The sequence below is a fragment of the Trichocoleus sp. DQ-U1 genome (assembly GCF_039961925.1).
In the GTDB taxonomy this organism is placed as follows: Bacteria; Cyanobacteriota; Cyanobacteriia; order Cyanobacteriales; family FACHB-T130; genus FACHB-T130.
Window position 1 is genome coordinate 1 of sequence record NZ_JAMPKB010000013.1, and the last position, 12,776, is coordinate 12,776.

At 41.8% G+C, this 12,776-nt stretch carries 9 protein-coding genes; 2 read left to right on the plus strand and 7 right to left on the minus strand.

Going from position 1 to position 12,776, the window contains the following annotated elements:
- Positions 1-218 precede the first annotated feature (218 nt).
- A complete protein-coding gene (locus NDI34_RS07660) occupies positions 219-1,784 on the minus strand; it encodes a dynamin family protein (RefSeq protein WP_348232329.1) in 1,566 nt (521 codons plus the stop codon).
- A 335-nt stretch (positions 1,785-2,119) separates the two neighbouring features.
- Between NDI34_RS07660 and NDI34_RS07665 the strand changes: the two genes are divergently transcribed.
- The gene (locus NDI34_RS07665; protein WP_348232330.1) at positions 2,120-2,764 is read left to right on the plus strand and encodes a Uma2 family endonuclease; all 645 of its coding nucleotides are present in this window, start codon (positions 2,120-2,122) and stop codon (positions 2,762-2,764) included.
- A gap of 158 nt (positions 2,765-2,922) precedes the next feature.
- Positions 2,923-3,927 (plus strand): folate-binding protein, encoded by a 1,005-nt coding sequence (locus NDI34_RS07670; protein ID WP_348232331.1) that lies wholly within the window; start codon positions 2,923-2,925, stop codon positions 3,925-3,927.
- Between the two features lie 10 nt (positions 3,928-3,937).
- Here NDI34_RS07670 and NDI34_RS07675 read toward each other — a convergent pair whose 3' ends face one another.
- From NDI34_RS07675 to NDI34_RS07700, 6 genes are all read right to left on the minus strand, one after another.
- Complete coding sequence (locus tag NDI34_RS07675; protein ID WP_348232371.1) at positions 3,938-4,225, minus strand: (2Fe-2S) ferredoxin domain-containing protein; 288 nt, start codon at positions 4,223-4,225, stop codon at positions 3,938-3,940.
- A 199-nt stretch (positions 4,226-4,424) separates the two neighbouring features.
- On the minus strand, positions 4,425-6,062 hold the full coding sequence (locus NDI34_RS07680; RefSeq protein ID WP_190532356.1) for a glycosyltransferase family 39 protein: 1,638 nt from the start codon (positions 6,060-6,062) through the stop codon (positions 4,425-4,427).
- 60 nt (positions 6,063-6,122) lie between these two features.
- Positions 6,123-7,526: a hypothetical protein gene (locus tag NDI34_RS07685; RefSeq protein ID WP_190532354.1), complete on the minus strand. Its 1,404-nt coding sequence runs from the start codon at positions 7,524-7,526 to the stop codon at positions 6,123-6,125.
- Between the two features lie 206 nt (positions 7,527-7,732).
- Positions 7,733-9,292 carry a glycosyltransferase family 39 protein gene (locus NDI34_RS07690; protein WP_190532351.1) on the minus strand — a complete coding sequence of 520 codons (1,560 nt, stop codon included), beginning with the start codon at positions 9,290-9,292 and terminating at the stop codon, positions 7,733-7,735.
- 174 nt (positions 9,293-9,466) lie between these two features.
- Entirely contained in the window at positions 9,467-11,302 is a 1,836-nt protein-coding gene (locus NDI34_RS07695; protein WP_348232332.1) for a DCC1-like thiol-disulfide oxidoreductase family protein, read from the minus strand.
- A 68-nt stretch (positions 11,303-11,370) separates the two neighbouring features.
- Positions 11,371-12,720 (minus strand): NAD(P)/FAD-dependent oxidoreductase, encoded by a 1,350-nt coding sequence (locus tag NDI34_RS07700; RefSeq protein ID WP_348232333.1) that lies wholly within the window; start codon positions 12,718-12,720, stop codon positions 11,371-11,373.
- Between the last annotated feature and the right edge of the window lie 56 nt (positions 12,721-12,776).

The following is a 12,776-nucleotide window of genomic DNA, read 5'->3' on the forward strand; positions in this document are numbered from 1 at the left end:
TTTCTTGTTCGTATGCTTTGACTACTTTTTCTCGAAAGTCGATGGAGTAAGGTTTCATTCTACCTGTTCATGCACTGACCTCAATGTACTCTATATACCTGCAATCTGCTGTATTCATGAATTTCATTCGATATTTCTTGGATATCTTCTTGAATCTTTTGCGCTAATTCTTCTCGTATTCGTGTACCGTCTCTAACCAGTTTATCTTGAGTATCTAGCTACCAGCTTTGAATATGGGGAGCGCAAAATTCGTTAATAGTGCGTTCAATCTTCTTTGCCTCCTCCTTGGTTTGTATCCTAATTTTGTATGTATCTAAAATTTCATTTTGAACGTTTTGAGCAGAATCATAGCTATCAAAAGCCTCTGGTACAGCATTTCTCAGATTAGCCGACAAAGATGAACCTGCTTTGAAGCTAACTGTAAGGAATGTTTTTAAACCTTTGCCGATAACAGGAATCATCTCAAGTATGCCTCTACCTAGCTCGACCAAAATCCCTGACCAGTCAACCTTGTTAGATGTCTGTATTATTGATTGAGAATTTTCTCGTATTTTTGGTCTTGCAGATGTGGCAGACCTAGATTTAGCAATTTGATCGATTTCATCTTGTATATTATCTTTAGCTACCTTAGCAAATATGCTAATACCTTGGCTAAATCCTCTGATTAGTATCTGTTTTTGTTCCTCTACAGACTTTTTTACAACTTCTACTTTACTTTTGGCAGATTCAGAGCGTTTTCTGTAATCTTCCACCTTTTGTCTAAGAGTTTCAATTTCCATATCCCAACCACTGATTTGTGTGTTGAGAGTATCTTCAACTGCCTTTGCAGACTTATCAATTCCGGCTAAAACATCACTCAAAAGATTCCAGCCAGAATGCTGAGTGATGGTTTGAATCACTGTTTCTTGAATAGTGGGTATGCCACTATCTTTTAAGGCCTGCGGCGCAATCTTCCGAGGCGCTGGTGTAATTTGATTACCCTCCTCATCTTCAGTAGCATACTGAGCGCTAAAAAACTTTCTGAAGTCTTTTATCTGGCTTTCAGTTGCCTTACCCTGCTCGATTAGTTTTGCCAGAAGTCCTTGTCTAGAACTTGCGGGGTAGATAATCGGGTTGGGGAAGCCAAAGCCAGCAAGTTCTTTTTTCAAATCTTCTATTACATCAGGGATTTCTCGATCTCTTTCTGTCTTTTGATCGACTTTATTAAGGATAAAGTAAATTTTGCCTTTGTTCTCTGCTAAGAGTTCTTGCCGATTTCGTATCACCTCCTTAAACAAATCTGAAATAGCGTTGTCTTTGTAGGCGGCGTAATTTAAAACGAACAGAATAGCATTGCAGGTTCGCAACGCTTCCAGTGCAGTTTGTTTGAGTGCTACTGTGTTGAAGTTGGCAGATTCCCACTCATTTGGTCCCGGCGTGTCAACCAGGGTGAAGCCAGATAGAGATGAAAGTGCGCTAATGGCTTGGATAGGATACTCTATCTCAAAGCGTGTGGTATCGTCAGGATTGCCTTTTTCCCGAATTTCACGGGTACGAAGTAGAAATTTCTGCTGAATTTCTCCAGCGTCCCCCTCGGCAATAACGATAGGTTGCCTTTTTCCCTCTTGGTACTCTAAAAGTCTGGGTATTTGTCCAGCGTCAATGTGGAGAACATCTGTACGGCAAATTGTACAAGCTGCTGATTCACTTGCCAGAACATCCGCACCGATTACAGCATTTAAAAAGGTACTCTTGCCTGCTTTCATCGCGGCAATGACGGCAACTTGATACTTCTGAGTCTGCAAAGCCTCTAAGGCTTTTTTTAGACCATCCTCAATGCTTTGTAGTCCTTCGTTATCGTTTCCCTCACTATAGCTACCCTTCCGAAGTTCTTGAAGGTATTGTAAGAGTCGTTTACCAGTGTTAGAGATGCTGTCGTGTGTGGCTTGGAACTGTTGAGAAGACATAATAAGGGAGAGAGTGGCTGGACTAGCTACAGCTTAAGTGAACAGCGAAAAGACTGGGATCGGTGATTCCACGGAGATAGAAGAACGCGATCTCATCCCCACAATCAAGGGCGAGCGCTCTCCCAAAAATTACACTAAACAGTAGAAGTAATCGCGACCTAAATGCCTTAACTATGAGTAAACTACAAACAAAAATACCGATAGAAAGTTGGGTTGTAGCCAGTTGGGATGAATATATCCAGGTGATTCAAGATCCGCTACTAGAACAAGCGAAAGGCTATTACCATAATGGACAATTGAGGATAGAAATGTCACCTATCGGCTCTGACCACGCCAGCGATCACACTATTATTATCTTTGCCGTTAACCTGTTTGCTACCCTCAAAGGCATTCCTATACATGGACGGGATAACTGTACATACAGAAAAACAGGCGTTCAAGAAAGTCAACCAGATGTGTCTTATTATATTGGTGAAAATGCTGATGTGATTCCTTGGGGAACGTCAATTATTGACTTAGACCAATATCCAGCGCCAGATTTAGTGATTGAAATTGCGAATACTTCACTATCTGATGATATCGGGCAAAAACGGCTACTATACGAAGATTTAGGAGTAGCAGAATATTGGGTGGTGGATGTTGTAAATATCAGAATTATTGCTTTTACCATCACCTCTACTGGGGGAAGTCAAAGAATTACTGAGTCTCAGGTGTTGCCGGGATTAGCAATTTCGGTGCTAGTGGAGGGTTTACAACGCAGCCGTCAAGAAAATCAAAGCTTGGTTGGCGCTTGGTTATTAGCCCAATTTCAGCAGTAACTATTGCCTGATATCCTCGGTCAGGGCAATTCGCACTTTATGTTAGCTTCAGATTGAGTACGAGATTGAAGCCGATTAGTCTTATTTGATAAGATTTTTAAGTCCGAGAATCTAGCAGAAATGCTAGGTAAAAATTGAAACGATTAGCAACAATCACCATGCCTACATCTGCAATTGACGGCAATTTTGACGACAAAAGTGCAGCAGCTATCCAAGCGGCGCGGGAGGGGGTTGCTGTATGCGATCGCTCTCATTGGGGACGGATTCAAGTTTCCGAAGGCGATCGCATCCGATTTTTGCACAACCAGAGTACAAACGACTTTCAGCGACTCAAGCCAGGACAAGGCTGCGATACGGTTTTTGTCACATCAACGGCGCGAACGATTGACTTAGCCACCGCTTATGTGATGGAAGATGCAGTGCTGCTGCTGGTTTCACCCAATCGGCGCGAGAAGCTGATGAAATGGCTAGACCAATACATCTTTTTCGCTGACAAGGTGCAATTAACCGATGTAACTGATAATACTGCAACCTTCAGCTTGATTGGGCCAGGGAGTGATGCCCTCTTAGAACAGTTAGGTGCGGGTGTCATGATTGGTCAACCGGATGGTTCTCATCAGCAATTGACAGTGGGGGATATCGAGGTGCGGGTAGCTGTGGGCAGCGGTTTGGCAACGCCGGGATACACGCTGATTCTCTCTGCTGCTGAGAAGGAAACGCTGTGGAATACTTTAGCGCAAGCTGGGGCAGTGCCGATGAGCGATCGCGTCTGGGACCATCTGCGAATCGAACAAGGACGCCCCGCACCTGACCTTGAACTCACTGAAGATTACAATCCTCTAGAGGCAGGGTTGTGGCAAACCATCTCCTTTGAAAAAGGCTGCTACATCGGACAGGAGACAATTGCCCGTTTAAACACTTATAAAGGGGTCAAACAACACCTTTGGGGCGTCCGACTCAACACACCCGCCCAACCAGGAAGTGTAATTAGCGTTGGAGAGGAAAAAGTCGGCAAACTTACCAGCTATACCGAAACCGACCAAGGTTCCTTTGGACTCGGCTACGTCCGCACCAAAGCCGGTGGTGAAGGGCTGAAAGTACAAGTAGGAGAAAGCGAGGGTGAACTCGTCGCGGTGCCATTCGTGACACACGACTACGTTTAGGGGCAATACGCTACGAACGCTGGTGAAATTTGCCATAAAGCATTGCTGCAACAGGTTTTCCGCCCCGCAAATGTCGTTCTATCACTGTTGGCACTTCATCGGGATGGACGTGGTTGTACCAAACCTCTTCTGGCATCACCAATACCATCGGACCGTTGCCACATTGTCCTAAGCATTGGCTACCTGTTACAGTGACGCCTGGGACTTCAGACGCCTGGAAAGCTGCCAAAACTTTAGCTGCACCCTGCTTGCGGCAGCTGCGGTTTTGGCAAATCAAAATACTTTTAGAGCAAGACAAGGTAAAGGTTGGAAAAATTTCCGCTTCTTTGGGTAAGAAGCCGAAGCCTACAACTCTAGGGTAGCTCAGGCAGATTCCCACCCAAGGCAAGGGAATTGCACGAGACGACGATGCTAGGTTAGGGACAATCTTGGTATGGTGAGCGATCGCGCTGTAATTTGCTAAACAGACAATTTTAAAAAATCAACTTTTCTAATCATTACTGTTTTGCTAAATGCCAGAGAGTAGTCTTCGTAATGTAAACAGGATCTATCTGCTGTTCCCACTCATATACTTTCTTTATCTGGTAGCTTGGTTCTCGATCGAGAACAGCCTTCAAAGCCTTTTTAGAATCCACAAATACATCACTGAAATCATTAGCAATAGAATTTATAGGTAACTTGCTGTCAATCTCTTCACCTGGTTTAAGAACAGGTTGATTAGAAACTGACTGAAGTTTAACTTTGGGATCGAGTAGGTAAGTCAAGGAAAAAGGAGGTAAGTTGTACCAGATATAAAGTGGATAATTAGCCTGGTTAACAATCTGAGCGATTTCTTTATAGTGACAACTGTTATATTTATTCCACCATTCTTGTGCTTGAGAACTGACTGCGCTGGATAAAACTCCTCCCGAAATGATGACGACTGTAGCAATTTGCCATAGCCACCGCTGCCAGTTTTTAGCAGAAAATGAGGATATTTTAGCAGCAAGTAGGTAGGCAATTGCGATTTCTATTGCTAAGTAACAAGGGATAAGATAACGAGCAACAGCAGAGCGTCTTCCTCCAGAGATTAAATCTGGTAGTGTCAATGCGATCGCAGTAACTCCAAGCATCGTCAAGATAAACAACCAAACGTGCTTTTCAGTCCGGCGGCAAAGAAAGTAAATTGCATAAATTACTAAAATCAACGAGAGAAAAATTGCAATATATAATCCAAAATTTCTATATTTAAAACTGTAATTAAAATCCACAAAAATACGACTAAGATTTAAAATCCACGTTCTTACTAAAGATTGTATCGGAAAAGTCGATCGCATCCACTCGGTTGCTTCATCGACTGTTGACAAATTAGCAAGAGCAATCAGAAGCCAAGGTATAAAAAGTAAGATAGCTGTTAAAGATGCTAGCAGATAGGAGATGAATGTTTTACTTGCTCGAAACTTTTCTAGCGAAAATACATAGACTCCATGACTAATGGCAGTCAACAGGAAAAATAAATGAGAATAAAGACCTAAAATTAAGGTTGCTGCATACATAGCCCAAGCGGATTTTGTTTTTACTCGCATCGCTCTTAGAAGCGATGCACTAGATATTAAAATTGCTACAGTCCACAGGCTATACTGACGAGCTTCCTGAGCATATAAGATATGAAATGGTGAAATAGCTACCAGCCCGGTTGCCATCCATCCCACCAGAGGCAATTCAAATAATTCTACACATAGCCAATAAATACAAGGAAACGCAAGCAGACTAATCAAAGCAGGTAGGCTTCTCATCACTGCCACCGAGTTTCCCCACAACTGTGCCCAAAACCGAGCTAACAAAAAATAGAGTGGTGGATGTTCAGCAGTTGCTGCTAAAGAATTAATCATATCAGTTAAATCTTTTTCAGTATTAGGGCGCTGATATTTCTGCAAATCCTTTACAGGGATTGCACCAGTGCTAGAAGCTTCCTGCTTAACTTCTTCTAAGGTATAACCTGAAATCCGACGTGAAGTGCTACTTTCATCGCCCCAATAAACTTTTTTTTCAAGGTTAGCGAATCGAAAGAAAAGACCTATGATTAATAAAATTGCGATAAAAAATCGTACCTCTTTTGAATAAAACCTGTGGCTCGATTCCTGTATTTTCATCATGAGGTTAGTCCGTCCATTTCAGTCCCTAAATATTTAACCTACCCAAAAATAAGGTCTCTTTTACTGGAGAAGATGAACCTCAGCAACTTGAGTTTCTAAAACTGTACTATGAGCTTGTGTTAAATCTGGATTTCTATAAACATTAAAAACTGGAAAAAGGTTATCAGTACGTTGTACCATATAGGACTTTGGATAAATTAGGTAGTTCCCTGCTTGACAAAAAGTTTTAACAATATTGAAATTCTTTTTAGTGATATATTGATCGATATATTTATAGGGCTGGTACATTGACATCCAACCGACAGGTTTCGGATCAAATGTACAGATTGTTGAGTTTGCAGGTAATTGACTTAAAATTTGAGTAATGTCCGAAGTAGATACCAGTCTATTTTGGCTATATTTGCTGGTTAAATACTGATAGTCATAACTCGCATTAATCAAGATTGATAGAGCTATACCTGCAATTAAAAAAGCACTTAAAGATTTATCTGCTTTCTTAGATAAATCTAAGTAAGCTAAACTCAAGACAGCCAAAACCATTGGAGAGATTAAAATTAAAAGTTTGTAATGAATGTAATAAATTCCTTGATAATTTGAAGCAGCATATAGATAAATAGACCAAGTAAATGCTAAAAAAGCAAAAATAGTTTTGTTCCCTTTAAACTTGGCTATTGCTACCGTTAAAACCACTGTTAAGAAAATAATAGAGGTTAAAATATAAAACCAACCTTCTCCAGTAAAATAGGCTTGTTGTCCTAGTTCAACATAATTAAATACCAGCCTACCAATCTTACTTAAGATATTAGAATTAGCTTCTTGATTAGAGCTGGTTAAAGTAGCGATAATTTGTTTGGTATTCAACCAACCGCGACTAAGTTCTCCTTTCCAATAAGGAAACAAAGCTACAAATGCTGCTAAAACGGACAAGATAGGCAGTAAAAACCTAATAGGAGTTCTGCGGTTTTTTGAGATGAATAAAATAGAGCTGGCAATAAAAACTACTGGCATTACAAAAAGAGTTGTGGAATGCAAGCTAATTAATATGGCTAAAACAATCCCATAAAGTATCCAGGAGAAGCATTGAGGAACTAGAGAAAATCTAGCTTCCAACTGGTATTTATAGAGTAAAGTAAAACAAAGCAGAAAAAATATAATAGGGCTGGGGTTCCACTGGAACGTACTTATAAAAATTTCTCCGAAGATTAGACTGTACCAAAAACCTGCTAAGCCTGCCAGAAGAAGGCGTTTGGAAAATTCAACATTTTCTAATAGTTCATAAACTAAATAAATTAAAAGCGGAATAGAGAAAAAAGAGAATAATGCATTAGGTACAGCTGTAAAAACTGGATCTGAGCCAAATATAGTAAAAGGAAAAACTAGATAATAATAAAGAGGCGGTAGATGATATCCTCCGACAGAGGCAGAAGGGCCTAATATAGGCCAATTTCCTTGCCACATCTTCATGTAGATTTCAGCATCTCTGGCCTGATCGTAATAAAAAAAAGTGGTATATCTGAGAACACTGAATAGGCGTATAAAAAATCCAAAAACTAAGGATAATACGATTAAAGTATATGCAGTAATGTTGGCTGGATTCTTCTTAAGATTGAACACTGGTTTAACCCTATTCCTTAAAAAAGTTATTCTTTCTTTTTGTCACTTAAATTAATTTAATCTGCCATTTTGCTAGTATCTTCCAGATTAAAAATGTTCCGAATAGATAAGTACATCATCAACAATAAAAAGGCGACTGAAGTCGCTACTAAATACCAAGGAACACCGATAAACACAAGAGAGTTAGGCCAGAGATTTACAGTATGACTACCGTAAGCTTCTATGCCTGAATTTAAATACCATAAATTTTGGTTTTGAATTCCTGGAGAATGAGTAGCAATTTTAAAGGAATTGAGAAGATTTCTCGCTGCACTCTTCAACATATCCAATGACTGGCTATTTGAGAACTTCCAGACATAGGCTACTTCATCTTTTCTAGCGAATTCTAGTCTCCAGTACCAATGTGAAAGAATTGATGAAAATGAGAGAATGAAACCAAAACCAGCTAGAAAAATTGCTGAGAGCTTCAACGAGGTTCTTTGTAAAACATATTCCATATTGGTTGCAAAGGGCAAAAAGAGAATGGGCAGGATGGTCACTAGATAACGGGGTCCCCATCCTCCGCCACCATACCAACTCCTTAATCTTGCATGCAGTAGAAACCAAGCTATTGTCAGTACCAATATATACAAAGCTTCTTTTTTATGCTCCTTAAAGAATTTTCTAAATAGAACAACAGATAGGATTAATAAAGGGGCATATATAAATATGCTTTTTCCAGGACTCAGCAAAAGACCTGTCAATCCTATAAAGATATTTCCATCCAACGCATTGTTACCCAAATATTTGGCGTCTGTTTGAACCGGGGAAAGGTAGAAAAATCCAGTTCTTAGATGGTTGTACCATGATTGCCATACTAAAAAAGGGAAGATTATCAGTAATGCAGTGGCAACATTCTTTGCTCGCCTGAGCAAAGATAGTCTGCTAATAAGTACTAGATAACCAAGTGAAGCTACTATAGCTAAAATCATGGAAATTCTAGTAATTAAAGAAAAACCCAAACAAATAAAAGCTAGTATTAAATACTGATTTTTTTTGTTGTTTCTAAAATTTAATAACAGCAGAAAAGATGTAGTCAATAATGTAGAACAGAGAACTCCATCAAAGGATTCTCTGGTATAAGTCCAAAAATAAGTGCTGACGGCTAGGCATAAGGTTGCGATAAAGCTGGGTAAGATAGCTTGACCAAACTGAAACCGCAAGATACCGAAAAAAGCAGTGACTGTGAGTGCAGAATAAAACCCGGGCTGAAATGAACGTATAAATTCCTTCGTTATAGATATAACTTTTACCGTAGTGAAAGGAGCTAAAATCCTTTCTAAAATTACATTAATAAAGGCGGTAGGTAGAAAAAATATTGTATTTCCAATTTCTTGGGAAGCATAGGTTCTCCCATTGGGTGCTATTGAAAAAATTCCCTCTTGTGGAGTATCAAAACCTAGTTGCCCAGTGGTAACAATATGTTCTGCAAGTTTATAGTGGAAGGAGCCTTCAGCATAATCAAATCCGCAATTACTCAAGATAAAGAGTATCCAGAAAAAAATAAATATACTTAAATAAGCTTTAACTTTTTGCTTATTCTTGCTATCAGGCTTCCAAAAGTTTAATTTAAGCATTTTAAATGTGTAAAGATAGCGCCAGATGTCAAGTTAGAACGAAAAAAGACAAAGCCAATGCGACTGAAAAAACGCAAACTTTAAATACTAAGTTTTATCCGGTCAATCGACTAGAGAAAGTTTGAATAATAAGTGTTTTAAACTTGTCACAGCAAACTTTTTCTTTGACGAGCCTCACTGATATTGTTCGGGATTCTGTGAGCAGGATTGCTGCCAAGCAGGCTTCTTCTCGACATTCTGAGGTTGACCGGGTGCCACGGTTCTCTCGTTCATAAAGTCAATTTCAAAGTTATCTAGTTGTTTTGAACCTTGGTGCCGAGCGTTCCAGTCGCGGCAGAGGTATTGTCCATAGTAGGGATAAAGCTTTTTGCCGATGGTGCGATTGAGGTTTATGAAATAGGTGCGCCATTGCATATTTTGATAGAGGGCGTTTCGGCTCTTCCGACTCGGCTTTTCCCAACTTACAGGCTCCCCATCTCTCAAAACATTAACTTCAGTTCCATCTTTCAGCTTGCCAGGGATTACGTGCCAACCATCATCTCTGGGGGGAGCGGGGGCAAAAATACTCCAAGATTGATCTACCCTCAAAATTCGGCTAATCCAGTCAATCGAATTTAAGGCTTTTCGATTGAATTTTTCAGGAGAAAAACTTCTGAAGTTCCAGATAGTGACATAAGCTAGCAAGAGTAACGTCACTATATTGATCGGTCGCGAAGAACGTACTTCAAGAGGACGGAACTTGAAAGGTTTGGTAAAGTTACCAGCAGCCTTGCGGTTAGATGCAATTGTCTCGTAAAATTTCGTTCCTACAGACATTACGGGTCCCCATTTGAGAAGGGGAACCAGTGGCTTAAATATTGGGGATAAACTACAAACGTAAGCGATCGCTTCCCACTTAAAATGCCTGTTTCCTTGCCAATCCACTACTACCCAAGAATTTTTCGCTTGCATATCTGCAAAAATCGAGGGATCGTCCTGAGCTAAGAGCAGTGGTGTCTGTGCAGGCAATATCAAGAAAGTGCGAATCAGGTGGACAACCTTCTTGCAGAAGCCACAGTCGGCATCATAGTAAATCTGGAGTCCGGCTCGTTCTGGAGTATACAGCCGCTTAGATACCGAGTCCCAAAGTTCCGTCGGGATGAAAGCTAGCCAGCTAGCTGTACTGAGAAACGGGAAAATCCCCAGCACAAACGACAATCCGAAACCGATATGTAAGAGGATAAACGAGATAATTGCACAGCAGCGGAAAAAGCTGGTACGGACGGGAACGAAGAGTAACAAAGGGCCAAGGGTTTCTAACCACAGGGCGCTAAAAGTGAGCAAGACTAGAAGTGCAGAAGGTAGGCTGAGTAGGAATTGACCAAATGGTGTAGCGTATTGGTCGAAACTCAAAGCATAATAAACCGCACTACCATCAGGCCACCAAAAGGGACTCTTCGCTTTAAAAGCCGCCGAAAAGATGTAGATAAAGCATTGTTGTAGCGTCAGTGCTAGGGTGGCACCGGAGAGGATGCGCTTGGGTAATTTTTGGGTAGATGTATTTAGGGCACTGTCAATCGAGTAATAAGCACCCAAGGGCAAAAACATTGCCCAGAAAAGCAGCGCGCGAATTACATCATCCGCCGCGAAAATCAAAGCTGGGTTTCGGTTGTGGAGAGATACCATCAGCGCCCAAGTTGCGATCGCTGCTAACCGGGTTCGGTATCCCATCAATAGCGCTAAAGCCACAAATCCAGCTAGCAAAAATAGAATGGCTTGAAACCAGGTTTGACCGCCCAGCGCATGAACTGACCAATACCAAGGTTTTAAGATAGTAGTAAGTAGCGATCGCGGCATCACTCCAGCATCTGTATAATGTGCTGTCAGATCCCCCGCCCGAATGATTAAATCGGCAAGAACAACCAGCGCCAAACCAATCCGAAACAGGGCTAGCGATCGCAGGTCTAACCCAAACAGTTGCTCAAGCTTGGAAGTAAAAATGGCTTTAGATTTTTGGTGAGTAGAAGCCATAAAACATTAGACCTTGATGGAAAATTTTTTCATGGTTAACGGCAGTAAGCAATTGCCGTTTGTTAAATTTAATACTTAGATCGCCTGGAGTAATTCGCCGCCAATCGCCGCTTTCCCAAACTATTGGACCCTAACCGCCGGATTGCTGCCAGCCACTTCCAGACTGTTAAAACAACCCGCCGAATCGCTTGATAAATCCAGTTTCTCACTACTCGGAGGCGGTGAGGCACGGTTGGCAGGCGCTGGAGGTAAACGACTTGTCTAGTAATCGATGCCAAGCGCCCTTCTAAATTCAGACCAAAGCTAGAAACCGCAGCCGCACCCTTTCCCAAAGTCACCATCTCTCCTAAGTGCAAATAGCGGAAGCGCCGTAAGCGTTTGCCCGCGATTGCTGCCCAAATGTTGCGAGCAGCACAATCTGCCTGTTGAAAAGCGGCTTGAGCGGTTGCTGGCACCCGTGCGCCACGGGGATTGTAAATTTCTGCCAAATCCCCCAAAGCAAACACTTCTGGATAGTCAACTAATTGTAAGGTAGGGCAAGAAATCAGTTGTCCCTGGTTATTATGCTGGCAATCAAGTTCGCGCACCCAATCGAGCTGCCGGGTTCCAGCCGTCCAAAATACCAAATCTACAGGCAAAGTGTCAATCTGACCATCCCGAACTAGGGTAATTTGGTCAGGTTCAATGCGGTGGATGCTCGTTTCTAATTCTACCCGCACGCCACGACTTGATAAAGCACGGTGAGCCGCAGCTTGAGTATGAGCGGAAAAGGTTTTAAGAATTTGATTACCCCGGTCAAGCAACAGTACCTGCCCTCGTTTCTGTAGCCGGTCGGCGATTTTGCAAGCGAGTTCTACGCCATTAGGACCAGCGCCCGCGATCGCAATCCGCATTTGTTCCTGCTCAGAAAGCTCAAACTCGTATAGCTGTTGTTTCAGAAGCTCTACATCCGCCAAACTGCGAAAGGTTTGGGCATAAGTGCCAGCTCCAGGAACGCCCTCTAAGCGCGTTTCTCCCCCGACTGCTAAAACTAGGTAGTCGTAAGCGAGAGCCTCACCGGATTCAAGCTTTACCTGGCGCGTTTGTAAATTAACCTCCTGAATCGTCTCTTGACAAAACCGAATATTAGTGTTCCTTAATAGCTTTTGATAAGAAGGAGCGATTTCCCACGCTTGCAGTTCGTCTGTCACCAGTTCGTATAGCAAGGGGGTAAAGAGAAAGCGATCTTTTTGCTCAACCAGGATAATTTCGCATCGACTTGATTTGAGTAAGGGAAAACGGCGCAGGTACAAAGCAGTGTAAAGACCACCAAAGCCCCCACCGAGAATGCAAATCCGGGTGGGAGTAGCGCTCCCAGATTCAGAGGGAGTAGAACTGACCTTTCTTTGATGCTTTGTACCGTCTAGCTTGCCGTCCATATCATTGACAGGGTTTTGGTAAATAAGCTTGATATCAAACGCGAATGGCTAAAGCG